Origin of the sequence: Photorhabdus namnaonensis (assembly GCF_001684335.1) — a bacterium.
GTDB classification, from domain to species: domain Bacteria; phylum Pseudomonadota; class Gammaproteobacteria; order Enterobacterales; family Enterobacteriaceae; genus Photorhabdus; species Photorhabdus namnaonensis.
In genome coordinates this window covers 78,502-103,959 of sequence record NZ_LOIC01000044.1, presented here as the reverse complement: position 1 = coordinate 103,959, position 25,458 = coordinate 78,502, and the positions used below count along the sequence as shown (strand labels likewise).

The 25,458-nt window shown below is 44.0% G+C and carries 32 protein-coding genes and 1 pseudogene; all 33 read left to right on the top strand.

Going from position 1 to position 25,458, the window contains the following annotated elements:
* Positions 1-2: 2 nt before the first annotated feature.
* A pseudogene (locus Phpb_RS08775) lies at positions 3-341 on the top strand (DUF968 domain-containing protein); the annotation flags it as partial.
* Positions 342-365: 24 nt separating this feature from the next.
* Positions 366-722 (top strand): hypothetical protein, encoded by a 357-nt coding sequence (locus Phpb_RS08770; RefSeq protein WP_065390012.1) that lies wholly within the window; start codon positions 366-368, stop codon positions 720-722.
* Positions 723-802: 80 nt separating this feature from the next.
* Positions 803-1,192, top strand: coding sequence for an antiterminator Q family protein (locus Phpb_RS08765; protein WP_065390011.1), 390 nt, complete (start codon positions 803-805; stop codon positions 1,190-1,192).
* 197 nt (positions 1,193-1,389) lie between these two features.
* Entirely contained in the window at positions 1,390-1,716 is a 327-nt protein-coding gene (locus Phpb_RS08760; RefSeq protein ID WP_065390010.1) for a phage holin, lambda family, read from the top strand.
* Complete coding sequence (locus Phpb_RS08755; RefSeq protein ID WP_065390009.1) at positions 1,713-2,114, top strand: structural protein; 402 nt, start codon at positions 1,713-1,715, stop codon at positions 2,112-2,114. Before Phpb_RS08760 ends, Phpb_RS08755 begins: the two co-directional genes overlap by 4 nt.
* A gap of 12 nt (positions 2,115-2,126) precedes the next feature.
* Positions 2,127-2,783, top strand: coding sequence for a hypothetical protein (locus Phpb_RS08750; protein ID WP_065390008.1), 657 nt, complete (start codon positions 2,127-2,129; stop codon positions 2,781-2,783).
* Positions 2,780-3,226: a lysis protein gene (locus tag Phpb_RS24460; RefSeq protein WP_065390007.1), complete on the top strand. Its 447-nt coding sequence runs from the start codon at positions 2,780-2,782 to the stop codon at positions 3,224-3,226. The genes Phpb_RS08750 and Phpb_RS24460 overlap by 4 nt, the downstream gene beginning before the upstream one ends.
* A gap of 140 nt (positions 3,227-3,366) precedes the next feature.
* Positions 3,367-3,645: a hypothetical protein gene (locus Phpb_RS08740; RefSeq protein ID WP_065390006.1), complete on the top strand. Its 279-nt coding sequence runs from the start codon at positions 3,367-3,369 to the stop codon at positions 3,643-3,645.
* 4 nt (positions 3,646-3,649) lie between these two features.
* Positions 3,650-4,000, top strand: a complete 351-nt coding sequence (locus tag Phpb_RS23660; protein WP_075489428.1) for an HNH endonuclease — start codon at positions 3,650-3,652, stop codon at positions 3,998-4,000.
* Positions 3,997-4,194, top strand: coding sequence for a hypothetical protein (locus Phpb_RS08730; RefSeq protein WP_065390004.1), 198 nt, complete (start codon positions 3,997-3,999; stop codon positions 4,192-4,194). The genes Phpb_RS23660 and Phpb_RS08730 overlap by 4 nt, the downstream gene beginning before the upstream one ends.
* Positions 4,195-4,383: 189 nt before the next feature.
* Entirely contained in the window at positions 4,384-4,878 is a 495-nt protein-coding gene (locus Phpb_RS08725) for a phage terminase small subunit P27 family (RefSeq protein WP_065390003.1), read from the top strand.
* Complete coding sequence (locus Phpb_RS08720; protein WP_065390002.1) at positions 4,875-6,605, top strand: terminase large subunit; 1,731 nt, start codon at positions 4,875-4,877, stop codon at positions 6,603-6,605. The genes Phpb_RS08725 and Phpb_RS08720 overlap by 4 nt, the downstream gene beginning before the upstream one ends.
* An 8-nt stretch (positions 6,606-6,613) precedes the next feature.
* Positions 6,614-6,796, top strand: coding sequence for a hypothetical protein (locus Phpb_RS08715; protein ID WP_065390001.1), 183 nt, complete (start codon positions 6,614-6,616; stop codon positions 6,794-6,796).
* A complete protein-coding gene (locus tag Phpb_RS08710) occupies positions 6,796-8,022 on the top strand; it encodes a phage portal protein (protein ID WP_065390000.1) in 1,227 nt (408 codons plus the stop codon). Before Phpb_RS08715 ends, Phpb_RS08710 begins: the two co-directional genes overlap by 1 nt.
* Positions 8,000-8,650, top strand: a complete 651-nt coding sequence (locus Phpb_RS08705; RefSeq protein ID WP_065389999.1) for an HK97 family phage prohead protease — start codon at positions 8,000-8,002, stop codon at positions 8,648-8,650. Before Phpb_RS08710 ends, Phpb_RS08705 begins: the two co-directional genes overlap by 23 nt.
* Positions 8,651-8,663: 13 nt before the next feature.
* Complete coding sequence (locus Phpb_RS08700) at positions 8,664-9,872, top strand: phage major capsid protein (RefSeq protein WP_065389998.1); 1,209 nt, start codon at positions 8,664-8,666, stop codon at positions 9,870-9,872.
* A 41-nt stretch (positions 9,873-9,913) separates the two neighbouring features.
* The gene (locus tag Phpb_RS08695; RefSeq protein ID WP_065389997.1) at positions 9,914-10,207 is read left to right on the top strand and encodes a head-tail connector protein; all 294 of its coding nucleotides are present in this window, start codon (positions 9,914-9,916) and stop codon (positions 10,205-10,207) included.
* 8 nt (positions 10,208-10,215) lie between these two features.
* Positions 10,216-10,548 (top strand): phage head closure protein, encoded by a 333-nt coding sequence (locus Phpb_RS08690; RefSeq protein WP_065389996.1) that lies wholly within the window; start codon positions 10,216-10,218, stop codon positions 10,546-10,548.
* Positions 10,535-10,933, top strand: coding sequence for a hypothetical protein (locus Phpb_RS08685; protein WP_065389995.1), 399 nt, complete (start codon positions 10,535-10,537; stop codon positions 10,931-10,933). The genes Phpb_RS08690 and Phpb_RS08685 overlap by 14 nt, the downstream gene beginning before the upstream one ends.
* The gene (locus Phpb_RS08680; RefSeq protein ID WP_065389994.1) at positions 10,920-11,324 is read left to right on the top strand and encodes an HK97-gp10 family putative phage morphogenesis protein; all 405 of its coding nucleotides are present in this window, start codon (positions 10,920-10,922) and stop codon (positions 11,322-11,324) included. The genes Phpb_RS08685 and Phpb_RS08680 overlap by 14 nt, the downstream gene beginning before the upstream one ends.
* A gap of 26 nt (positions 11,325-11,350) precedes the next feature.
* Complete coding sequence (locus tag Phpb_RS08675; protein WP_065389993.1) at positions 11,351-11,830, top strand: phage tail protein; 480 nt, start codon at positions 11,351-11,353, stop codon at positions 11,828-11,830.
* A complete protein-coding gene (locus Phpb_RS08670) occupies positions 11,827-12,171 on the top strand; it encodes a phage tail protein (RefSeq protein ID WP_065389992.1) in 345 nt (114 codons plus the stop codon). The genes Phpb_RS08675 and Phpb_RS08670 overlap by 4 nt, the downstream gene beginning before the upstream one ends.
* A 32-nt stretch (positions 12,172-12,203) precedes the next feature.
* Positions 12,204-12,410, top strand: coding sequence for a hypothetical protein (locus tag Phpb_RS08665; RefSeq protein ID WP_065390083.1), 207 nt, complete (start codon positions 12,204-12,206; stop codon positions 12,408-12,410).
* Between the two features lie 11 nt (positions 12,411-12,421).
* A complete protein-coding gene (locus Phpb_RS08660) occupies positions 12,422-15,706 on the top strand; it encodes a phage tail tape measure protein (RefSeq protein ID WP_065389991.1) in 3,285 nt (1,094 codons plus the stop codon).
* Complete coding sequence (locus Phpb_RS08655; RefSeq protein ID WP_065389990.1) at positions 15,707-16,042, top strand: phage tail protein; 336 nt, start codon at positions 15,707-15,709, stop codon at positions 16,040-16,042.
* 7 nt (positions 16,043-16,049) lie between these two features.
* Positions 16,050-16,787: a phage minor tail protein L gene (locus Phpb_RS08650; RefSeq protein WP_109396587.1), complete on the top strand. Its 738-nt coding sequence runs from the start codon at positions 16,050-16,052 to the stop codon at positions 16,785-16,787.
* A 2-nt stretch (positions 16,788-16,789) separates the two neighbouring features.
* On the top strand, positions 16,790-17,497 hold the full coding sequence (locus Phpb_RS08645; protein ID WP_065389988.1) for a C40 family peptidase: 708 nt from the start codon (positions 16,790-16,792) through the stop codon (positions 17,495-17,497).
* 32 nt (positions 17,498-17,529) lie between these two features.
* Positions 17,530-17,877 (top strand): hypothetical protein, encoded by a 348-nt coding sequence (locus Phpb_RS08640; RefSeq protein WP_065389987.1) that lies wholly within the window; start codon positions 17,530-17,532, stop codon positions 17,875-17,877.
* A gap of 45 nt (positions 17,878-17,922) precedes the next feature.
* Complete coding sequence (locus Phpb_RS08635; RefSeq protein ID WP_109396585.1) at positions 17,923-18,537, top strand: tail assembly protein; 615 nt, start codon at positions 17,923-17,925, stop codon at positions 18,535-18,537.
* A 203-nt stretch (positions 18,538-18,740) separates the two neighbouring features.
* The gene (locus Phpb_RS08630; RefSeq protein WP_065389986.1) at positions 18,741-19,556 is read left to right on the top strand and encodes an NYN domain-containing protein; all 816 of its coding nucleotides are present in this window, start codon (positions 18,741-18,743) and stop codon (positions 19,554-19,556) included.
* 92 nt (positions 19,557-19,648) lie between these two features.
* The gene (locus Phpb_RS27660) at positions 19,649-23,623 is read left to right on the top strand and encodes a TipJ family phage tail tip protein (RefSeq protein ID WP_065389985.1); all 3,975 of its coding nucleotides are present in this window, start codon (positions 19,649-19,651) and stop codon (positions 23,621-23,623) included.
* 33 nt (positions 23,624-23,656) lie between these two features.
* Positions 23,657-24,814, top strand: a complete 1,158-nt coding sequence (locus Phpb_RS24455; RefSeq protein ID WP_240492469.1) for a phage tail protein — start codon at positions 23,657-23,659, stop codon at positions 24,812-24,814.
* Positions 24,814-25,440, top strand: coding sequence for a tail fiber assembly protein (locus Phpb_RS08615; protein WP_065389984.1), 627 nt, complete (start codon positions 24,814-24,816; stop codon positions 25,438-25,440). The genes Phpb_RS24455 and Phpb_RS08615 overlap by 1 nt, the downstream gene beginning before the upstream one ends.
* Positions 25,441-25,458: the final 18 nt, after the last annotated feature.

Genomic DNA, 25,458 nt, shown 5'->3' with positions numbered 1-25,458 from the left:
TTAAAGCTGTTTTGACAACAAGCATTGATGAAGAACCACCAGCCAGCTTTATGCTCAAACCTAAATTACAGCGCTGGCAGAACGTGAAATGGTTACGCTGGGTAAAGTCCCAGCCTTGCGTGTGCTGCAAACGTCCGGCAGACGATCCTCACCATATTATCGGTCATGGACAATATGGCATTGGTACAAAAGCTCATGACTTATTCACTATCCCACTGTGTCGGGAGTGCCATAACGAATTACATCGGGACCCTAAAATATGGGAACAAAAACATGGTAGTCAGATTGTGCTGTTATTTCGGTTTTTAGACCGGTCATTAGGCATTGGCGCGATAGTGTAATTGAGTTTAGTGGAGTAAATAAGTATGAGAGATAAAACTGATATTAAAGATGCTCTCGAAAACGTTATCGTATTCCCCATTAAAGAAGGAGAAGACTTAAAAGAGAAAATAGCATTTATTTATGAAAGAGCTACTTTTTGTTTTCATTCTGGAATTTATGTTAACGAAGCAGAACGCCAAATAAGATGTAAAAAATGCAATCAAGTTTTAGATCCATTCGATTATTTACTATCAATAGCAAAAAAAGAAACCAAACTCATAAGTGATATTAAGTGGTTACGCGAAGAGGAAAAGCAGAGGCGACAGAACATTGAAAAGCTTATCCAGATTGAACGAAATATCAAGGCACGAATTAAGAGAGCCGTCAATAAAGAAAATTAACCGGGTTAGATGGAAGAAGATTTTTATTTACACGAAACAACCAAGCAAATGCCCACAAAAAATAGCCACTGGAGAATCAAATGCGTGATATTCAACAAGTTCTAGAACGTTGGGGTGGATGGGCGGCGAGTGAAAATAGTGGGGTAGATTATTCCCCGATTGCAGCCGGTTTTAAGGGATTGCTGCCTGCATCATCTAAAAATCGGCTTTCCTGTTGCGATAGCGATGGGATGATTATTGATGCGGTCGTAGGTAAGCTAAAAAAAGTTGGGCGGGATGATGAGTATGAATTAATAGAGAAACATTATAAAGATGGTCTATCAAAGTCAGCGATAGCCAGAAAAGAAAAATGTTCAGAAGGGAAAATACGTCAGAAACTAATGATTGCTGAAACATTTATAGATGCTTGTTTAATTATGTCAGACGCAAAATTAGAAATGGATGAATGGACCTATAAAATAATTAATTAAAATACTTTTCGTTACGAATTTTATTCGCTAGTGTGATAAGAGTGATAGCTATGTCACCTGGCTTATTCAGCTAAAACCCACATGTTTAGCGGATTTTTTCGTTTATCTCATCACATACGTTCACAGGCTACGCAATGCGTAGCCTTTTTACTTATACAACGCGAGAAAGCTCCGATCACACTTCGGTGGGGTGGACTATGAAAATAATGGACAAGCAACCTGATATTTTAATGCAAATATGGCTGTGGCTATTATCAGTCAAAGAACAAGGTGTAGGTGCCGCATTGGCTGGTGCAATGGCGTATCTCAGAGGTCGTTATAACGGTAGCGAATTCTGGAAAACAGTCATTGATGCGATCATGTGCGCGATTATTGCCTGGTTTATTCGTGATGTATTGAATTTCCTCGGCATGAGTACGGATCTGGCTCATATTGGCAGCGTCATTGTTGGATATCTGGGAACGGATTTTTTCGGTCAATTGATGCGCGGGACCTTGAATAACAAAGCAGGAATAAAAGAATGACTAGAGGCATTCGAAATAATAACCCTGGCAACATTCGTTGGGGTGATGACTGGAAAGGTTTGGTACCGGAATCACAACGTACCGATAAATCTTTCTGCCAGTTTGTCAGCCCTGAATATGGTATTCGGCCAATGGTGAAGGTTATTAGAAACTATAACAGCAAGTACGGTATTAATACTGTCAGCGGCATTATCAAGCGATGGGCACCACCAAATGAAAATAATACTGATGCCTATATTAGCCATGTATGTAAAGACACGGAAGTGACTTGTGATCAGGTTGTTGATGTATTTAATAAAGAATTTATGACAAAGCTGATTAAGTCCATTATTGTCATGGAAAATGGTAGTCAGCCTTATAGCAATGCGGTCATTGATAAAGCTTTTTCGCTTTTGTAAGGAATACAGCAGATGACAAAAGGAACAATAATATGTCTGTGTGATATCACTGGGATATTTGCAGAGCCGTGGCTAAACTATGGTTACAGTGCATTATTAATAGACCCGCAGCACAATAAGTCATCGACAGAAAATCACACAGCTGGTGGAACAGTAACAAAAGTAGCTAATGTTATTGATTCGAAAGAAAGTTGGAAGGCAATTAGAAATGCTAAAAATCCTGTCTTTGTTGCCGGATTTCCTCCATGCACTGACGTGGCCGTTAGTGGAGCTAGGTGGTTCAAAGATAAGCATGAGAAAGATCCTGCATTTCAAATTAAAGCGGCACTTGTTGCAGAACAATGCAAAAACATTGGAAATATGCTGAACGTTCCATGGTTTTTTGAAAACCCAGTGAGCGTATTCAGTAGCATATTTGGTAAGCCTGATTATACATTTCATCCTTATTATTTTAATGAATATGAAAAGAATGATAATTACACAAAGAAAACATGTTTATGGGCGGGAAACGGATTCGTAATGCCAGAAACCTGCATGACTTTAAGATTAGGTGAACCAGACGACAGGATTCACAAAGCGCCCCCAGGCAAAGAACGGGCTAACTTTAGAAGCGCTACGCCGCGCGGGTTTTCAACAGCAGTGTATCTTGCCAACAAACCAATATTATGAAGTTTTCTCATAGTTATACTGTTATTGCACTAGCGCTTGTCTCGCTGGTGGCTTACCACTATTACGGTAAATACACCAAACAACTTGATACAACAGTTAAGCTACAGAGTGAGTTGCTGGAGCAGCAGAATGAAATCGTTAATCAGCAGGAGCGGATAAGGCTCCTGTCTGAACTGGATAATCAGCATACAAAGGAACTTGCTCATGCCAAATCTGAAATTGATGTTCTGCGCAATGATGTTGCTGCTGGTCGTCGCCGGTTGCGCATCGCGGCCACTTGTAATCAAGGCGAAACCGTCTCCTCCGGCAGCGTGGGCCATGCAGCCCCCCCACGACTTAACCCAGCAGCTCAACAAGATTATTTCGATCTCCGAAGAATGATTGTTGAGAACGAACAGCAAACGAAGTACTTGCAAGACTACATTAAGACTCAGTGTCAATAATAGTAGTCATTTCAATAGTGATTACGACAATACTGATAACTCATGCTACCACCTGTTCTTATCGCGTACTCTTCGCATACAGGCTGGTAGCATTTTTATTTAATGTGAAAACTGAGTCGACGAAATTCAGAGGAATGAAAATGAAAGATAAGTCATTAAATGCTGAAACATATACAGTAAGCATTTGCGTTAATGTAGATAGAAGTGAGCTTGATAAAACAGAAGAACAACTTGAACGTATTACTGAACTCGTTCAATTAAATTCTAATGCGATTATTAAAAATGCAACTATGACAGCGACAAATATAAATAAACACAATGAGCGTCTCAGTGAAGTGATACGTGGAATAGTTCAAGATGAGATCCATAAGTGGGTCATGCGTGAGAGTCAACCAGGCGGTCGTCTCTCAAGGTGGTGATGATATGCCAGCACGAATACCCAGAGCTTGCCGCGAGCGTGGTTGTTCACACACAACAACAGACCGCAGCGGCTATTGTACCGCCCATCGAAACACAGGCTGGGAGAATTATCAGCCAGGTAAGAGCCGCCACGAACGCGGGTATGGCAGTAAGTGGGATGCAATACGCCCACGGATATTAAAGCGAGATAAATACTTATGTCAGGACTGCAAGCGCGGCAAGCGGGCTGTCACAGCGACAACGGTAGACCACATTATCCCGAAAGCCCACGGCGGCACTGATGATGATAGTAACTTACAATCACTATGTTGGCCTTGTCACAGACGCAAGACAGCAACGGAGAGAATGAGATGACACAAGATGAGCAAACACTACTCATGTTTAAAGGCTTGATTGCTGAATTGCCTGACGAGAGCCGCAAGAACTATGAGCAATGTATTAAGATAGTTCGGCAGCTATTGGTTGACTATCCGGCCGGTGAGGCTTTGATTGCAATAGGTATCATTGGGGCAGAACAGCAAATGAAAGGCAACTGGGGACAAGGTTAGTTAATCAGTTTCATATCAATGGGTAGGGGGGGCAAATCCCTACCCCTCCCGCCTTACGGGACCGCCGCCTCCGTCGAATTTTTATACCCGCGAAAAATGAAATTTAATCCGGGAGATAAATAGGCCAATTTAAGTGTTAATTTTCCGCTGCATGTTCAGTTTTTATTTCATTTTTGGAGATTTTTATTTATGGCTGGAACGGCTGGCAGATCCGGACGTCGCGCAAAGCCAACAGCCAGAAAAGAGTTAGCGGGAAATCCCGGTAAGCGCACTTTAAATAAAAATGAACCGGTTTTTACTCCGCTGAAAGGGGTCTTACCGCCTGATTGGTTTGCAGAAAATGACCTCAATCTGGCGATCACTATGTGGGAAATCACGGTTAAAGAATTATGCGGTCAAGGCATCATTTGCCTGACGGATTTAGCCGTGCTGGAACGCTGGTGTGTAGCGTATGAGTTCTGGCGGCGGGCAGTTGTGAATATTGCTATGCAAGGTAATACAGTAACCGGCGCGACGGGTGGACCGATAAAAAACCCGGAGTTAACGGCAAAGAAAGAACAAGAATCAGAGATGAGTGCCACGGGGTCAATGTTGGGTTTAGATCCCAGCAGCCGTCAACGATTAATTGGCGCCGCTGGTAAGGCTAAAACAGAGAATCCCTTTATTAAGATAATCACATCATGAGCCGCAAATCTTATCCCAATGTTAACGCTGCAAATCAATACGCTCGTGATGTTGTCCGTAGAAAAGTTATAGCCTGTCAATATGTTATTGATGCCTGTCAGCGTCATATTGACGATTTATCCCAGGAGAAAAGCAAAAAGTTTCGTTACCGATTTGACAAAGACCTGGCGGAAAAAGCCACCCGGTTTATCCAACTTCTCCCTCACACGAAAGGCGAATGGGCATTTAAACGTATGCCGATCACGCTGGAACCCTGGCAGTTATTTATTGTGTGTTCGGCATTCGGGTGGGTTCATAAAGGCACAAAGCTGCGGCGTTTTCGTGAAGTGTATACAGAAATTCCCCGTAAGAATGGAAAATCAGCGATCTCGGCGGGTGTCGCGTTATTTTGTTTCACATGTGATGATGAATTTGGGTCCGAGGTGTATTCCGGGGCAACCACAGAAAAACAGGCGTGGGAAGTTTTCAGGCCAGCAAGGTTAATGTGCAAGCGTACACCAATGCTGGTTGAAGCGTTTGGTATTGAAGTTAATGCCAAAAATATGAACCGTCCCGAAGACGGCGCACGGTTTGAACCTCTAATTGGCAATCCGGGAGACGGTGCCAGCCCACATTGCGCCATTGTTGACGAATACCACGAGCACGATACTGATGCATTGTACACTACCATGCTTACGGGAATGGGTTCTCGTCGTCAGCCACTGATGTGGGCGATTACAACAGCGGGTTATAACATCGAAGGACCATGCTATGATAAGCGGCGTGAAGTGATCGAGATGCTTAACGGTACGGTACCCAATGATGAGTTATTTGGTGTGATCTATACCGTCGATGAGGGAGACGATTGGACAGATCCCAATGCGCTAAAAAAAGCCAATCCCAATATGGGGGTTTCTGTCTATGCGGATTTTCTCCTGAGTCAGCAAAACCGGGCAAAGAATAATGCTCGTCTGGCAAACGTCTTCAAAACTAAACACTTGAACATTTGGGTATCCGCCAGGGCGGCCTACTTCAATTTAGTGAGCTGGCGAGAGTGTGAAGATAAGACACTGACGTTAGAACAATTTGAGGGGCAGCCCTGCATTCTCTCTTTCGACTTAGCGAGAAAGTTGGATATGAATTCCAAGGTCAAACTTTTTTATCGCGAAATGGACGGGAAAAGGCATTATTACTGTATTGCGCCCAAGTTTTATGTTCCGTATGACACGGTATACAGCACTGACACGGACCAGCAACGCACTGCGGAGCGCTACCAGAAATGGGTTAATAGTGGTCATCTTACCGTGACAGAGGGGGCTGAAATTGATTATCGGGTTATTCTTGAGGACGCTAAAGCCGATAACTTAGACAATCCGGTAGAAGAATCTCCTATTGACCCACACGGCGCGACGAATCTTTCTCATCAGCTGGCTGATGAACAATTAAACCCGATCACGATTATCCAAAACTACACAAACATGTCGGACCCAATGAAGGAGCTGGAGGCGGCGATTGAAGCGGGACGTTTCCATCATGACGGAAACCCAATCATGACGTGGTGTGTGGGTAATGTTGTTGGTAAGTACCTGCCAGGCAACGATGATGTAGTTCGCCCCATTAAAGAGCAATCTGAAAATAAAATTGATGGGGCTGTGGCGCTCATCATGGCGATTGGCCGGGCTATGTTGAATGATAATGAAGAAACCCTCTCTGATGTTTTAGCTAAACGCGGCCTTCGCTCTCTCTAAGGAATTCCATGAAAACGTTGATAATGATTGCTCTGTTGGTGGGGATAGCGGGCGCGTGTCTGCTTGCTTACGGTGCCTGGTTACTTTTGCCCGCGGCGGGGTATCTCGTCGCGGGTGTACTCTGCCTTGCCTGGTCTTATCTGGTTTCTCGCATGATGGAGCAAACTGAAAAACCGGATAAGGGGGCCTAATGTTCTTTCCTGGGCTATTTCGAAAATCAGCCCAACCAATGACCTCATATGAACTGAGTGAATTGATTGGGCTTTCTTATGATACTTATACCGGCAAGCGAGTCAGTCCTCAGCTTGCTATGCAATTGACTGCGGTATTTAGTTGCGTTCGGGTACTGGCGGAATCAGTGGGGATGTTGCCGTGTTCTTTGTATCAGCAACTTGAACGGGGGAATGCCCGGGCGGTAAAAGAAAAGTTGCATACGTTGTTATCGGTTAAACCCAACGGTTACATGACACCCCAGGAGTTTTGGGAGCTGCTAATTGGCTGCTTGTGCCTACGTGGTAACTTTTATGCTTACAAAGTTAAGGTGTTTGGCGAGGTTTCCGAACTATTGCCCCTCGATCCGGGTAGCGTCACCTCAAAACTGAATGCCAACTGGGAACCTGAATATCAAGTGACGTTCCCGGACGGCAGTTTTAGTACATTGTCACAGGAAGAAATCTGGCATGTGCGCATTTTTACTCTTGACGGGTTAAACGGTCTCAGTCCAATTGCTTATGCTCGGCAAGCAATCGGACTGGGGATGGCGACTGAGGAACATGGTTCACGCTTATTCAGCAACGGCGCAGTAACCTCTGGTGTACTGCAAACTGATCAATACCTGAAAGATGAGGCGTATCACCGCCTTAAGTCTGATTTTGAAGAGCGCCATCAGGGATTAGCGAACTCACACAAGCCGATGATCCTTGAGATGGGGCTTAAGTGGAATCAAATCAGTTTATCAGCAGAGGACGCTCAGTTTCTTGAAACCCGCAAATTCCAGCTTGAAGAGATTTGCCGCATTTTTCGTGTGCCTATGCATATGGTGCAAAACACGGATCGCGCCACGTTCAGCAACGTAGAAAATTTAGGCATTGGGTTTATCAATTATTCGTTAGTCCCATATCTCACCCGCATTGAACAGCGGATTAATGTGGGACTGGTGAAAACCGATAAGCAGGGGCGATTTTATGCCAAATTCAATGCCGGCGCATTATTGCGTGGAGACATGAAATCACGATTTGAATCCTATGCAACGGGGATCAACTGGGGAATTTTGTCACCCAATGAGTGTCGGGAACTGGAGGAACGCAACCCACGCGAGGGGGGCGATATCTATTTAACCCCGATGAACATGACAGCGAAACCGGGCGATAAACCCAAACCACAGGACAATTTAAATGATGACGAAACAGCGGCTTGATGTGCCGTTAAAACTGAAATCAGTCAGCGACAGCGGCGAGTTTGAGGGGTACGGTTCGGTGTTCGGCGTCAAAGACAGCTTTGATGATATTGTATTACCGGGTGCCTTTGAAAACTCCCTGAAGCAATGGCGTGACCGGGGAGCTTTACCGGCCTTGCTCTGGCAGCATCGAATAGACGAACCCATCGGTATCTATACCGATATGAAAGAAGATGAGGTGGGGTTATATCTCAAGGGGCGGTTGCTGATTGATGATGACCCGCTGGCAAAACGAGCTCACGCGCACATGAAGGCCGGATCACTCTCCGGCCTTTCTATTGGTTACATCCTAAGAGATTGGGAATACGACGGAACGAAAGAGGCATTTCTCCTAAAAGAAATCGATCTGTGGGAAGTCAGCCTTGTCACTTTTCCGGCTAATGATGAGGCGCGTGTCGGCAATGTTAAATCAGTATTTGCCCGTGGTGAGATCCCCACACCCAAAAGTATTGAGCGAGTCCTGCGCGACGTTGGACTCTCACGCTCCCAAGCCAAAGCATTCATGGCTGAGGGGTATGGCGCATTGTCTCAGCGTGATGCTGATGGTGACGTGTCTGTATTGAGTGCGTTGAAATCATTGAAATTTTAATCGGAGTCCAATCATGGCTATTGAAAAGAAAGATGTTGAAGAAGTCGCGCAGGAACTACAAAAGCGTTTTGACGAATTCAGAGAGAAAAATGATAAGCGTATCGAGGCTATTGAAGCCGAAAAAGGCAAATTGGCCGGGCAGGTGGATACGTTGAATGGCAAACTGTCTGAACTGGATGCCCTAAAAACCGAGCTGGAAGAAGAGTTGGTGGCACTGAAACGCCCAGCAGGCGGCCACAGCAAGGCGGCCAGTGAGCACAAGACCGCATTCACCCAGTTTATCCGCAAAGGTAAAGAAGACGGGCTGGCCGAGCTGGAGCAAAAAGCCATGCAAACGACCAACGATCCTGATGGGGGGTATGCGGTACCGGAAGAGTTAGACCGCAATATCATCAGCGCATTGAAAGATGAGGTCGTGATGCGTGCTGAATGTAATGTAGTGCCAATTGGAACACCGGAATACAAGAGACTGGTCAATAAGGGCGGTACAACCAGCGGCTGGGTGGGTGAAACTGATGAACGCCCAGAAACAGCAACCGCTAAACTAGGGACTATCGATCCAGTTTGGGGGGAAATCTACGGTAATCCGGCTGCCACTCAACGTATGCTTGATGATGCTTTCTTTGATGTTGAAGCCTTTATTACCAGTGAATTGGCTCAGGAATTTGCCGAGCAGGAAGAAGCGGCCTTTACAAATGGTGATGGCGTCAAGAAACCAAAGGGTTTGCTGGCTTTTGGCTCTGATGACAAAGCAGACAAAGACCGCGAGTGGGGTACCTTGCAGCATCTTTTACTAAAAAAAGCGAGCGAGGTGACTGCGGATGAAGTCATGCAACTGATTTATACCCTGCGTAAACCGTATCGCAATGGGGCTAAATTCATGATGAACAACAAATTGTTATTCGCCGTGCGCACCCTGAAAGACAGCCAGGGTAACTATATCTGGCAGCCGGGTTTGCAGTTGGGCCAGCCTTCCGCGCTGTTGGGTTACGGCATTGCCGAAAATGAACAGTTTGCGGACTTGGCGACTGGTGCTGTGCCAATTGCCTTTGGTAACTTCAAACGCTGCTACACCATTCTGGACCGTATCGGTGTTCGTATGTTGCGTGACCCGTACACAAACAAGCCCTTTGTGCAGTTCTACACCACTAAGCGCGTCGGTTCAATGCTGGTGGACAGCAACGCGGTAAAACTGCTGAAAGCGGCGGATGCCGCCAAGTAATCTTCGGGCGGCCAGTATGCCGCCTTTTTATAGAGGTTGATATGATCCCCACTATTGAAGAGTTGCGGGCACAATGTCGCATAGATACGGATGAAGAAGATAACTTACTGGTAACGTATGCCAAAGCTGCCCATCAACGCGCCGAGAATTTTATTAACCGCCCACTTTTTGATGACCGGGTACCCGATGATATCAGTGAGGGTTTGGTTATTACTGACGATATCAAATTAGCGATCATGCTAGCGGTCGGGTTCTGGTATGAAAACCGGGAGCCTAAAGTCCTCCCTGCGGGATTCAAAAACTTATTAGAACCTTACCGATTTATACCATTGTGAGAAGATAAATGATTGAAACAGGCAAACTACGTTTCCGCGTCGGTTTGTATCGTGTCACAACCGTTCGTGATCCGAAAACGGGCGCAGAAAGAACAACCTCCGAGTTAGTTGCTACTGTGTGGTCGGGTGTTGAACCGATATCTAACCGGAAAATCAGGACACTGGATCAACAACAGGTTGTTGAAACGCTGTTGTTTACTCTGCGTCCGAGAAAAGATGTTGATATTGACTGGCAAATAGCATGGAAAGGTCGCGTGTTTACCGTGCGTGCAGCAGACCGCACCAAACCTGACAAACTTCTTATCACAGCAGAGGCGGATGCGCGGCATGATCGAATATGACATTAAAGCTTCGTTGGAGGAAATCACCCAATTACCCGCTTACCCTTTGTTGCTTCCCGATAATATTCAAGAGGGCGTGACATACCAGCGTATCAGTGATCCGAAGTTTGATACCGGTCTTGCTATCACTTCGTTAGTCAACGCTCGGTTTCAGATATCGATTTATCTCATTGATGACTATGCCCGTTTACTTGAACTGGACAAATCTGTCAAAAACGCATGGGAAAATATTACTCATGGCTATATCGGGCAATATCCTGTTCAGGCCGTCACAAGAGGCATTGTGCATCAGGATAAAACTGATCTGACAAAAGGTCGGGTGCAATATCGCATGACGCGTGACTTTATTATCTGCTATTCGGAGAATTTATATGATGAAGGTTGAAGTAAAGGGACTGGCAGAACTGGGGCGAAAACTCAATGAGCTAGACGCTGAACTACAGACCAAAATTCTACGTTCAGCGGGTAAAGCTGCAATGGAAGTCGTCAAAGAAGATATGCAACGGCATGCTGGGTATGACAAAAACAGCCCCGGACCACATATGCGTGATGATATTAAAATCCGCAGCAGTCGCGCTAAAAAATATCGGGACGGAGTAATGATCACCGTTGCCCCGACCAAAAAACATCGTATGAAAGCCATAGCCCAAGAGTTCGGCACGGTTAAGCAAATCGCAGCTCCGTTCATCCGGCCCGCGCTTGATTATAACAGATCAGCAGTATTAAAAACGCTTACAGCAGAAATCCGCGACGCTTTAAGTAGTTATAGCAAATAAATCAATAAATTTTTGGAGTAATCATTATGGCTGATAAATCTTCGCCAGAGTACGCAATGCTTCCCGCTGGCACAATCGTAAAATTCGGCAAGCCCGGTGAGACAGTTGATGTAATGAAACCACTCATAAACTGTAAAGCGCTTGGCGCAACAGGATTAACAGGCAGCTTCATTGATTGCACAACGCTCATTGATACTAATAAGCAGTTTATTTCTGATATGCCGGAAGGCCCCGAGAAAACACTCGGTTTCATTGATGATCCTGAAAACGTCGATTTCACCAACTTTCTGAATGCTGCGCAGAATCGTGAAACAGTACAATTCTATATTGCCCTGCCAAATAAACGGACGGCTACAATGATCTTGGCATTGTCGGGCTGGGAAATGAGCGAAATTACAGCGCCAGCGAGTGAAGTGATACAGATTACCGTCAAGGGCAAACAAAACAACCTTGTTTGGGGTGTCGTTACCCCAAAACCAGCCACAACTGGAGGTAATAAACAATGAGCATAAAATCCTCACTGCTAAAGACAAAAAATACAGTCATTGAAGTTGAACTGTTTGAAACTAAAGTCAATTTACGTCGTTTAAGTGCTGCTGAACTACTTGATCAAGAGGAGGCGGTACAAAAAGCAAGTGATGACGGTGATATTCGAAAAGCCTCGTTACTTAACATCCAGCTTATTATTGATTGCCTTGTTGATGAAACAGGTAAAAAGTTGCATGTTGATGAGGTTCCAACAGCTGACGAACTTTTGAGGGCGCATGATAACGTGGCCTTGCTTGATGCAATTGCAAAAGTTAAGAGGCATTCAATCGGCACGCTAGAGGAAGCGGAAAAAAACTAATCAACTCGCCGTTGTTGAACTTCATCTTTAGTATGGCAGATCATCACGGCGAGACAGATCCACGAAAAATAGCGGCACTACCCGCCGACATTCTGCTCCACTGGCAGGCTTTTTACAAACTTCGGAACAAACACGATGACGATAAGCCCGTCAATACTCCCCCATCTTATTCCAATGCTTCGCTGCAAGATGATTCAATAGAAGAGCAGTGTGTAGCGGTTATACGTGCTTTATTGTAAGGACTCACGCAATGGCAAATTTAGCAACGCTGTCTGTTGGGTTATTACTCAACAGCACAGAATTTAAAACCAGTTTGTTTAAAGCGTATGATTCAGCTGGCCGTGAGTCGGGTCGTTTTGCAAGAAAAGTGCAAGATGATGCAAAGAAAGCGGAGCAGGCTTATTTGACTGTTGGGAAAGCCGTTTCAGGATTGGCCGGGAAGCTGGCTTTAATTGGAGGTACCGGTCTTTCTCTTGGCGGTATTATCAGCACAACTCGTCAATATGGTCAGGCGTTATCTGATCTGTCTGCCATCACCGGTGCGACAGGTGCGCAATTGAAGCAATTTGATGATGCGGCGCAACACATGGGGCGCACGACGGAATACAGCGCAAGCCAGGCCGCAACAGCATTAAAATTGATGGCTAGCGCTAAACCTGAACTCATGAAAACCAACGACGGGCTGATTAAGGTAACAAATTCAGCGTTAATCTTGGCGCAAGCTGGCGGCACGACTTTGCCCGATGCAACAAGGACACTGGCGTTATCACTCAATCAGTTCGGTGTTAGTGCTGCCGAAGCAGATCGCTATATTAACGTGCTTGCAGCGGGCGCGAAATACGGCTCATCAGAAATTACAGATACAGCCGCAGCAATTAAAAACGGGGGGGTAGCTGCCGCTCAAGCCAAAGTCAGTTTTGAAGAACTTAATGCAGCTATTCAAGTACTTGCTGAACGTGAAGTTAAAGGTGGTGAAGCTGGCACCGCACTGCGTAACGTAATCTTGCATCTTGAAAAGGGAACAGATAAAAAGTTGAAGCCCTCAGTTGTTGGGTTGTCTACTGCACTTGAGAACTTATCAAAAAAGAATTTATCGACAAAAGAAGCAGTGAAGTTATTTGGCTTGGAAAACATCAATGCGGCTTCAATTCTGGTTCAAAGTAAAACTAAACTTGATGAGTTGACTGTTGCACTGACGGGAACCCGAACGGCATATGACCAGGCTGCGATCAGGGTAAATAACCTGAATGGCGATTTACTCAGTTTATCCAGTGCATTCGAAGGAATGGCAATTAAGATAGGCCAAAGTACAGATGGGCCTCTGCGGTCCGGTGTTAAAGCCGCAACAGATGCAGTTAACAGCTTATCTGATAATTTTAATGCAGTAGCTAATATTGCTCTCTATACTTTGATCCCTGCACTGGGAACCAAACTTACAGCGGGATTGCGGGAGAATATCAGTGCCTGGCGTGGCACAGAAAAAGCTACTCGGTCTGCTGCGAAGCAGCAAGCGGAAATTGCAAGGCAAACTATTGATGCGGCACGAGCCATGCGCAATCAGGCGGGGGAACAAGCGCGTTGGCTGGCTACACAATCTGTTATTAATCGCCAAAATGGTATTAATGTCAGTTACCAAAAAGAACATGTCGCACTCAGTCGCCAAATTCGGGAAGCTAATCTCAATGAGGCGGCTGCAAAAAATAAACTCGCTGCCGCAAATAGGCAATTATCATTTTCAACTCGTGCATTGTCAGTTTCAGCTGGGTTGGCTAGTGGAGCCTTATCCCTGATCGGCGGGCCTTTCGGCGCAGCAATGTTGGCGGGTTCAGCTCTGGTTTATTTGTATAACAGGAGCGTAGAGTCAAGAAAAGAGATACTCAATTTAAAAGACGCTACTATCGAAACTGTTGAAGTGCTTCAACAATTATCTAAAGTCAAAATAGAATTAAAAATGGATGGATGGCAAGATGATTTAGAAAATATAAAAAAAGAGAAAAATCAGTTAGAAAGCCAGTTAGGACGATATTCTGATACCCGAATTAATATCTCAAAATCTCGCCGTGAAGGGGTACTGGGTTTTTTATATGATGATCCTAAGAGGCTAGAAAAAGAAAAGAAACAAATAGAGAGCAAATTAGAAGACCTTAAGACTGCCGAGCAGAAAATAAATGAAAATATTGCGAATGGAAAAAAGGTATTAGCGGGTGGTAAGTTCGAAGTAAAACCACAAGAAGTAAAACCACAAGAAGAAAAACCGGCCAGCCCTTGGACGGGCAATGGCTCAGGTGCAGGGGACTCAAAAAGGCAGCAGGTGTTGAGTCAATATCAACAATTGCGTCGTGAAATAGAAAGTGCACATGCTGATAGTCTAACCCGGATAGGTACGAGTGAGAGTGAAACTCATCAGAAAATTCTTGCATTAGCAAAAAAGGCCGGGGTATCCCAGTCAGAAGTTAGCAAGTTACTTGTATTGAATGAAGAAAATTATCAGCGTGAGCGCATGGCGTTAGCAGAAAAGTACGCACCTGCTAAAGCTACAGTTCGTCAAGAGTCCGAGGCTAGCAAAGAGCTTAAGGCGATTTTTGATGCGAGATTACTGACTGAGCGTGAATACCTCACAGCCAGGTTGGTTCTCAATCAAGAAGCAACAAAAGAAAGATTAGCTGAACAGGCTAAAGCGGCCTCTGCCCCACATGTTGATATGGCCGGTGAAGTCGATCCTATTATTCAATTGCAAAATCAGCTTGAACAGCAGAAGGCTCTTTATACGGCCTATTATGAAGATGGCCGTATTAACAAAGAGCGTTATGAAATGCTGATGACAGCAGCGACCAACAAATCGAAAGAGGCGCAACTTACCGCAGCGAAAGAGCTATATGCAAGTCAGGGCAGTTTTCAGAAAATGCAGATGAATCTGTTGGATACAGTTGAACAGCGAACAGGAAATGCGCTAACAGGGATGCTCATGGGAACAAAGAGTTTCTCTGATTCGCTGAAAGAACTTACCGCTTCTCTTGCTCAATCTATCATTCAAGATCTGATTCGCATTGCTATGCAGGCGATGATAACCAATGCCGTATCTGGGCTATTTGGTGGATTTTCCGGCGTTGGTGGGGGAGTTACAAAAGCCAATGGTCAACTTGTACCAATGCCGCCAAAGTTGAACGCTAAAGGAGGCGTTTATTCGTCTCCAAGTTTAAGCGCATATAGTGGACAAATTGTCAGCAACCCGACACTGTTTGCTTTTGCTAAAGGCGCGACGGGCTTGATGGGTGAAGCTGGACCGGAGGCAATTTTACCGCTAAAACGCGGCCCGGATGGTTCATTAGGTGTTAGGGCGTCTAGTCCCAATACACAGGCAGTCAGCGCCGCGCCGCAAGTCTTTATTCAGATTGATGGCAATGGGAATACGTCTTCACAAGCCCCGACAGGATTGGAAGCGTTTGGATCTCAGATTGCATCTTTTGTCGATAACCGCTACCGCGAACTCCGTGACAAAGATTTACGTCCGGGCGGCCCACTATGGAGAAGATAAATGCTTGAGACATTCACGTGGTCACCGCGCATTCAAGCCGCCGCTGATGTGAATTTTCGAGTCAGAAAAGCGCAATTCGGCGATGGCTACGCACAAGTAGCCGGGGATGGCATTCACCCGAAAAGCCAAAAATGGGAATTGTCGTTTGTCGGCAACGAGGCATATATCCGCGCGATTGTTGATTTCATTGACCGCCACGGTGGTTACAAATCATTTCAATGGAGTCCATCACTTGATGATGTCGGGCTTTATCGTTGCGACGCGTATAAGACAACAGCCCTCGGCGGTGGGAATTATTCACTGTCTGCCAGCTTTACCCAGGCTTATCACCCTTAGGAGCATAATGATGATAAATGCTGATGTGCAAAAACTCGAACCGGGCAATACGATTCGGTTGTATGAAGTAGACGGAACAGCATTTGGCGCTGATATTCTGAGGTTTCACAATGAAACTATTCCCTATACCTCGGCAGAGTTAAAAACCGATAAACCGCCTAAAAAATCACTCTGGTGGCAGGGAAAAGAGTACGGTCCGTGGCCTGTTAATATCGAAGGCTTAGACATGTCAAGTGACGGACAGTCCGCGCGTCCCAAATTAGCTGTTGCTAATATTGATGGGTTAATCACAGCGCTATGCCTGAGATTTGATGATATGGTCCAGGCGAAAGTGACTATTCGTGACACTTTTGTTCATTATCTTGACGCCACTAATTTCAAAGATAGCAACCCAACAGCCGATCCTGAACAAGAGAGAGTACAAGTTTTCTATATCGACAGGAAAGAATCAGAAGATGACGAAGCCGTAAAGTTTGAGCTTGCGAGTCCGGCTGATTTGCAAGGATTGAAGATCCCAACACGGCAGATTCATAGTCTGTGTGAATGGTGCGCTCGTGGATGGTACCGAACGGGCAAAGGCTGTGACTACGCCGGAACACGGTATTTTGATGAAAACGACAATCCTGTTGACGATCCCAGTAAAGACAAATGCTCCGGTCTGTTGCTAGCGTGTCAGTCTCGATTTGGTAAAGATGAGCCATTGCCGTTCGGAGGTTTCCCCGGCTCGGCACTCATCAGGCGGTGACAATGCGTGACAGTACATTGAAAGCGATCATGGTTCATGCTGAATCAGAATACCCGAAAGAGTGCTGCGGGGTAGTTGCTCAAAAAAGCCGGGTAGAAAGATATTTTCCATGTCGGAATTTGGCAACAGAACCCGAAGAGCAATTTCATCTTGATCCTGTTGACTATATTCACGCGGAAGACTGGGGAACGGTGACCGCGATTGTTCACAGTCACCCGGACGCAACGACCCAACCCTCTGAATTAGACAAGGCTCAATGTGATGCCACTGAATTACCCTGGCATATTGTCAGTTGTCCTGAAGGGGATTTAAGGACTATTTACCCGCGAGGAGAGCTGCCTTTAATTGGCCGTCAGTTCATATTGGGTCATACGGACTGCTGGGGCCTCATCATGAGCTACTTTAAACAGGAGCACGGTATTGAACTGAATGATTACCGAGTAGATTATTGCTGGTGGGAGAACGGCAAGGAAAACCGTTACTTAGATAACTGGTACGAATGTGGTTTCAGAGAGTTCAGCGGCGCACTACAACCAGGTGATATGGTGATCATGCAAGTTTCTGCTCCAGTAGCGAACCATGCCGGTATTCTTCTGTCTGATAATATGCTACTACATCATATGTACGGACAATTGAGTCAGCGTGTACCCTACGGCGGCTATTGGAAAGAGAGAACGGTAAGGGTATTGCGTCATAAAGACTTGTTGTGATTTATTCTTTTTTTGACTGAGAGAAAAGGACAATGAAGAAAAAAAACATTCTTATTCTGTGTACGTTTATTTTGGCGGGTTGTTCAAGTATTCAAGACATGAGAAGCCGTTCTCCAGATCAGGTTTATGCGTCCACAAAGCAGCAAACAAAGGATGTAGCTGAATGCATCCTGTTTGGCTGGCAAGAAAATAGCCCAAGATATGGAGGTGTTTTTATTCAACCTTATGGTAACGGCTATACAGTGTATTCCAATTCTCAGATTGAGGTTGTTGATGTTGTAGATGAGAACGATGGAGTTAAAGTTAATTTTTATCACCAAGGTGGATTGTTTAGTTATAGAATAAATGACCGAATTCAGAAAATAAAAAGTTGCATATAAAGCGAATTAAAACTGCTTTCGTTGGTTTTGTGTGGAGTGAACTGTATGGCGTTTATTGATGTACCAATGAGAACAATCCGTATGCACGGACCTTTAATTAAACATTTCGGTAAAGAATTTAAATATAAAGCGTTAGATGCAAAAAAAGCAATTAATGCTATGCGTTGTTTATTGCCGGGTTTTGAAAAGTATATGATGGAGGCTCATAAAAAAGGGCTGACGTTTGCGATTTTTGTTGGCAGTAAAAATATCAGTAAAGATGAACTTGATATGACAAAAGGCAGGGAAGATATTCATATTTTGCCGGTTATTATTGGTAGTAAGCGAGGCGGATTATTTCAAACAATACTTGGTGTTGCTTTAATTACTGCCGCTGCTATTGCATCCGGGGGAATAGCTGCGGCATTTACAGCCGGGGGGATGTGGGGAACTACCGCAATGGTAGGTGCATCAATGGCCCTAGGCGGTGTTGTCCAAATGCTATCGCCACAAATGCCAGGATTGAGAATGCGAGAATCCCCGGATAATAAGCCGAGCTATGCATTCGGTGGGCCAGTCAACACTACAGCGCAGGGCAATCCGGTTGCTGTACTGTACGGAACGCGCGAAATCGGCGGGGCAATTATTTCCGCTGGGATTTATACCGAAGATCAACAGTGATCAATCATTCACTGTTCGCGGAGTGAAAGCATTTGCATGTGACGTTGAGCGGTATAGGTGAGATCTGCATCACGATATTTTTGAAAATTATAGTTGACATGACGGTGTAAACTGGATTAGATTTGGATTGTCCAGCCTAGCCCCGTTCGTAGACAATAGTTAATATCTACATAACGGCTCTAGGCGTTTTTTTTGGAAGAAAAATGAAAAAGACAGCCATCCTAATTGATGCGGGATTCTTTATCCAAAGAGTGAACGCAACAAGACGTAAACACTTTAAAGGCAGTGAATTAACAGCCGCTCATTTCATGAAAATAATTTGGGGCCTTGTCCAGTACCATGTAAACGGAAAACATGGTTCACATGAGAAACGAGTCCCATTAGAGCTATATCGAATTTATTTTTATGATTGCCCGCCTCTTGATATTCAAACTCGTTATCCTCTCCCATCAGAAAAAGATCATAAAACAACGCCAAGGAAGAACTTTAAGCTTGATCCTAGCTATATTCTTAGGGCAAAGCTTCATGAGGAATTAAGAAAAAGCAGAAAAACTGCTCTCAGGTTGGGGACACTGGTTGACAATAAAAGATGGCAATTGAATGACCATGTTCTCACTGACCTAATAAAAGGGATAAGAAAGTGGGAAGATTTAACTAATGATGATTTCCATTATGATATCAAGCAAAAAGCTGTGGATATTAAGTTGGGGATGGATATCACTACACTGGCATACGAGAAACTAGTGGAAGTGATCGTTCTTGTCGCTGGTGATTCTGATTTTGTTCCGGCAGCAAAACACGCAAGAACAAAGGGAATCGACTTTATTCTTGATCCGTTAAGACAAGAAGTGTCCCCGTCTCTATCAGAACATATCGATGGTGTGCAATCATATAGTTTGATTTCTGCACTCTCTGATGCGTTACAAATAGAGCCAGATCCAGTACCGGACTGGTGGTCAAATAAAAAAGAAAAGAAACCAAAGTCACCATCTAAGCGTCAATCTGGTAGCAAAAAGTGACAACCCAATACTAATTAACCCAGCTCTTGGCTGGGTTTTTTATATCTACTAATTTTCATACCGCATAACTGCGGTTTTTTTATTGGTGAAACATGGCAAAAGTAATCAAAGGTCAAAAAGGCGGTGGCGGTAAGCAACGAACTCCTGTCGAATCACCGGATAGCATCCAATCAATATCTAAAGCCAAAATACTCTTGGCACTGGGAGAGGGTGAATTTGCTGGTGGGTTGGATGGTACCAATATCTATCTGAACGATACCCCTATATCTAATGCCGATGGAAGTTTGAACTTTGCAGGAGTTAAATGGGAGTTCCGTCCGGGCACTCAATCACAAGAATATATTCAGGGAATACCGGCAGCTGAAAATGAAATCAGGATAAATACAGAACTGAAAAGCGATCATCCGTGGATTCGTGCTGTTTCTAATACCAAGCTATCCGCTGTCCGTTTACGTTTTGGGTGGCCGCAATTGCAGCGTCAAAAAGATAACGGTGATACAGTGGGTTATCGCATTGAGTATGCAATAGATGTTGCCACAGATGGCGGAGCTTATAAAGAGGTCTTGAAAGCCGCGGTTGACGGTAAGACAACAACACTTTATGAGCGCTCTTATCGCATAGATTTACCCAAAGCTAACACAGGTTGGCAAATCCGTGTGCGGCGGCTGACGCCGAACAGTAGCAGCAATAGAATTGCAGATAAAATGCTAGTGCATGCAATCACGGAAGTTATCGACGCAAAACTTCGGTACCCGAATACCGCCCTACTTTATGTTGAGTTTGATTCCAAGCAATTTCCCGATATCCCCAGAATTAGCTGTAAACCGAAAGGCCGCGTTATTCGCGTACCTTCTAACTATGATCCTGTTAATCGCACGTATTCAGGGATATGGGACGGTACGTTTAAGTGGGCGTATTCAGATAATCCCGCGTGGATTTTCTACGACCTTATCTTATCGGATATGTTCGGACTGGGGAGCAGAATCAACTCAACCCTGGTCAGCGAAGCAGAACTCTATCGTATTGCCCAGTATTGCGATCAATTGGTACCCGATGGCCGGGGTGGTGACGGCAAAGAGCCGCGCTTCACATGCAATGTCTATATTCAGTCTCGCAATGAAGCTTGGACTGTATTACATGATCTCGCCGCTATTTTCCGTGGAATGACTTATTGGGGACAGAATCAACTTGTTGCACTCGCTGATATGCCGCGCGATATGGATTACATCTTTAACCATGCGAACGTTATCAATGGAAAATTTTCATACACATCAGCAAGTGAAAGAACCCGATATACAACTGCAATGGTGAGTTGGTCAGATCCCGACAATCACTATAATGATGCCGTTGAAGTTGTTTCCGATAATAAACTGGTGCGTCGTTATGGTATTAATCAAACTGAAATTACGGCAATTGGTTGTACTCGTCAAAGTGAAGCTAACCGGCGTGGAAGATGGATATTACTGACAAACAGCGAAGATGATGCAGTATCGTTCAGCGTTGGTTTAGAAGGACAGATACCTTTACCCGGCCACATCATCGGGGTTGCTAATAGAAATCGTGCAGGCCGTGTAATCGGTGGTCGTATCAGTGCTGTGTCGGAACGCAATATTACATTGGACAGGATAGCTGACGTTAAAGCCGGCGACCGTCTGCTAATTAATCTCCCGTCAGGCGTATCACAAGCAAGAACGGTACAAGCAGTTAGCGGCAAAGTCGTTACTGTCACGACAGTCTACAGTGAAATGCCCGCTGTTGAATCAGGTTGGGCGATTGATGCTAATGATCTCTTTGTTCAGCAATTCAGGGTTACAGGTGTACGTGATAAAGGTGATAACACATTTGAAATTAGTGCTGTTTATCACGACCCGGATAAGTATGAACGGATTGACACCGGTGCCCGGATTGATGAACGCCCTATTTCTGTAATTCCTCCAGGTGTTCAAGCGCCGCCGAAAAATATTGCTATTAGTTCTTATTCTACAAAATCACAAGGGCTTGCCATCACAACGATGCGGGCAACTTGGGATGCTGTAGAAAATGCGATTGCTTACGAGGCTGAATGGCGAAAAGACAATGGTAACTGGGTATCAGCGCAGAGAACATCAGCCCTAGGCTTTGAAGTCGATAATATCTATGCAGGTCGTTACCAAGTTCGCGTTCGTGCTATCAATGCATCAGAGATATCTAGTATCTGGGCTAATGCGCAGGAAACAATATTGAAGGGTAAAGAGGGTAATCCTCCTATACCGCTTAACTTCCGTACAACCCCGATTGTTTTTGGCATCACAATAGACTGGAATTTCGGTAATGACACATCAGACACGCAACATACTGAAATTCAGTACAGCAAAACAAATGGCGGCAATGATTTCATGCTGCTTGCTGACGTGCCGTATCCTCAACGAACTTATACAATGCAGGGGCTGGCTGCGGGTGTGGCTTTCTATTTTCGTGCGCGTTTAATTGACAAGTCCGGGAATCAAAGCCCGTGGACTGAGTTTGTAAGGGGGGAATCATCTTCTGATGCAAGCTGGATAGTTGCCGCTGCGGGCGATAAGTTTCTCACAACAGACGCTGGGAAAGCGCTTCAATCTCAGATTGATGATAATACCGAAGCAGCATTTAAAAATGCCGATGCAGCATTTGAAAATGCTGAGGCAGCACTTGAAAATGCCGCCGCGCGTGATGCAGATATTAAACGTTGGATGAAAGAAAACGGAGATAGAAAAGCTGAAATTGTTGAAGTTCGCGAAGTACAAGTATCGGATCAACAGTCACTTGCACGTTATCAGCAGCAAGTGTCAAGTCAGTTTGAGAATACCAATTCAAGCGTATTAAATATTAAAGAATCAGTGTCTAAATTAAATGAATCAACGGCAAAAGATATTAATCAAGTTAAAGCCGAGGTTAATGATAATACAAATAAAATCACTTTAGCAAAAGGACTTATTCAAGAAAATAAAAATGCTATTGCAAACACGGATAAAGCATTATCTGAATATCAGCAGCAAGTATCTAGTCAATTTAAGAATACTGACTCAAGCGTATTAAATATTAAAGAATCAGTGTCTAAATTAAATGAGTCAACGGCAAAAGATATTAATCAAGTTAAAGCCGAGGTTAATGATAATACAAATAAAATCACTTTAGCAAAAGGACTTATTCAAGAAAATAAAAATGCTATTGCAAGCACGGATAAAGCATTGTCTGAATATAAGACTCAGACAAGTGCGCAGTTTAAAGACCAGAAAGCTCTAATTGAAACCAAGGCAACAACTGTTTTTGAACAAAAAGGAGAAGGTTCAGCCATCTATAATATTAAAGCCGGTATTAAGTATAATGGAAAAGAATATGATGCCGGTGTGGTTATTGGTTCAGAAGTTAAAAACGGAAAAGTAACGACAAATATTGGATTTAATGCTGAAAACTTCACGTTTATGAATCCAGTAAATGGAAAGTTAGTGCCATTTATGACTGCAAAGAATAACCAATTATTTGTAAGAGAGGCGTTTATTGAAAATGGTAGTATTACGAATGCAAAAATTTCAAATGTAATTCAATCAAATAATTATGTGGCGGGTAGTTCTGGGTGGAAAATAGATAAAAATGGAAATGCTGAATTCGTTAATATTAAGGCCCGTGGTGAAATTAATGCGATATCAGGCACATTGAGGAACGTCATTATTGAAAAAGACTGTAAGATCAATGGCACTCTTGATGCTGCAAACATCACTGGCGATATTGTAAAAGTTTACATTATACAACCCAAAAACAGAGTAATTATAGAACCAGCACCGTTTGACAGAATTGTACTAGTTCCAATTATTCAAGCTTACGGACATTCAAAAGGTAGTTTAAATTATGCAATAATTTCGCTAAATGGCAAAACAATTACAGGAGCTGCTGCAACATCAATGGGTTCATCAATACATGACGGAACTATTCCTGGCTACTCTTCTGGGTCGGGTGTTTTACCGAGAAATACGAAAGGAGAGTTATATTATAAGGTAAACGATGGAAGTAAGAGTTCTTTCGCGGTAACAGTTATGGTCTTCAAAAAATAGCTCTCAGAACCATAATTAATATAAGGTTAAAACATGTCTTCATACAACGCAGGTACAGTTTCAATTGCTAATTCAGATATTTTAATAGGAACAGGAACACACTGGAAAGATAACAAATTCGGTGTTGCTCCGGCTCAGACTATATTAATTAAAGTCGGTAACGATTTTAAGTTATCAGCAATTAAAAATATTAATAGTGATACTGAATTAGTCTTAATCGATAAATTTCCGTATTCTGTTTCTAATGCTGAATATTTCATTCAAACATCAGTGCCGAACACTTATTCAGATGCAGCTCGAAAAGTCACGGCGCAATTAAAGTATACAGATGAACTACTATTTAATCTGAATAAATGGATGACAGAAAGTGGAGTAGTATACATCACAACCCCGGAAGGCAAAACAATTCAGCTTAAATCTATTGATGCAATGACATCAAAAATAGCTGAGTTACAGAAAAATTCAGTTTCTCAAGATTGGGTTGACAGTCGTTTTGCGCGTGGAAATGTTAGTTATGTTGATGTTAGTGGGACTGCTCCAAAAATTCATTTTCTTCCGCCAGACGATAAACAGTCACGTGGAGCCTTTGTTATTCGAGCTAATCTTTCTAATGATTATCAGCAGTCTCTTGAAGTATATAAGCGAGACGCTAATCGTGATATTATTTATTCTATTAATTTTCCGATGAAATCTGGAACATTAGCAACAGTTGATGATGTTAATGTTGTAAATAATTATCCCGTTGGCGCTCCTATTCCGTGGCCGTCAAACTACCCCCCGACGTCAAAAAACTATCTTATGTGTCGAGGCCAAGAATTTGATAAATCTTTATTTCCGAATCTAGCAGAAGCTTATCCCAACGGTAAATTACCCGACTTACGGGGGGAATTTATTCGTGGCTGGGATGGTAGTCGGGGTGCCGATCCGGGAAGATACTGTGGGACGTGGCAGGGAGATGCAATACAGGAATTAAGTGGAGTGTTGGATGGTGGTAACAACATCGGCTTGATGACACGACCACATGATAATACGAGTGGCGTATTTTCTGAGGGTGATGTGAGAACAATGTCTTACGTTACTCAAAACGAAATATCATATGCAATGAGATTCGATGCATTTCGCGTCGCGCGTACTGCAAACGAAACTCGCCCCCGCAACATAGCATTCAATTACATAGTGAGAGCAGTATAATGACAGAACAGAAATACTCTTTAGAACATGAAACAGCCGTATTAGGTAAAGACGGATTAGCGACTCAAGCCGGCTGGATAAAAGTTTATCACGCTAATCAAATCACAAGAGAATTTACCAACGCTGATATTGAATATGTCATGTTGGGTGTCAGCTTATCTGACGGCGCTTATCCTGATGCGCCAGAGCTGCCGAAGTCTGATGATGAAGCCGTTCGCCGCAGTGAAGATAAAAGCCGTTGGGAAATACTCCCAGATTACCGGGGAAAAATCGCTTACGACACGCTGACTCGTGACCCGATTGAGATATCTGAAATTGGGGAATTGCCGGAAACTCTCACATTCAAGAAACCCCCCACTGATTTCGATAAGTGGGATGGCAAGGATTGGGTAGTTGATCAAGGTCTTCTCAAAGCTCATCAAATCAATGAAGCAAGGCAGAAACAAGCAGCACTGCTACAACAAGCAAATGAAACACTGTCTCCATTGCAAGACTCTGTTGACTTAGAAATTGCTACGGAAGATGAAGAAGCCGCTCTGTTGGAGTGGAAAAAGTACAGAGTGCTATTGAGTCGTGTTGACGTCCTGCAAGCGCCTGATATCGAGTGGCCGGAAGTGCCGAGATAATACAGATAATGATAGGGC